This is a genomic window from Colwellia sp. RSH04 (genome assembly GCF_003545765.1).
Taxonomy (GTDB): Bacteria; Pseudomonadota; Gammaproteobacteria; order Enterobacterales; family Alteromonadaceae; genus Colwellia.
Map to the genome: position 1 here is coordinate 1 of NZ_QXIO01000064.1, position 520 is coordinate 520.

The 520-nt window shown below is 58.8% G+C and carries 1 pseudogene; it reads left to right on the top strand.

Features of this window, described 5'->3' with window-relative positions:
* Positions 1-520, top strand: a pseudogene (locus D1094_RS18500) (IS110 family transposase); the annotation flags it as partial.

Consider the following 520-nt stretch of genomic DNA (forward strand, 5'->3'; position numbering starts at 1 on the left):
ACTTGATCTCGCCAAGCATGTCTTTCAGGCGCATGGCGTCGATGCTGCAGGCAAAGCCGTTCTTCGTAAGAAGCTCCGCCGTTCAGAATTGATCGCATTCTTTGCCAAACTTCCGTCTTGTGTGGTTGGCATAGAAGCCTGCGGTACGGCCCACTATTGAGGCCGAGAGCTGACCGCTGGGTCATCAGGTCAAGCTAATGCCGGCCGCTTATGTGAAACCCTATGTTAAGCGCGGCAAGAACGACGAGGTCGATGCTGAGGCCCTCTGCGAAGCCGTTACGAGACCGACGATGCGGTTTGTGCCGGTCAAGAGCGCCGAGCAGCAATCGATCCTGATGCTACATCGTACCCGGGATCTGTTCGTGCGACAGCGCACCATGCTGGTCAATTCGCTGCGCGGTCAGCTTGCCGAGTTTGGCCTGATCGCTCCCAAGGGGGTATGGCGTGTTCCAGAGCTAGAGGCTCTCGCCCAGGACGGCGAGCTTCCGGAGCCGGCTCGAGCCTGCGCCGAGCTGATCTT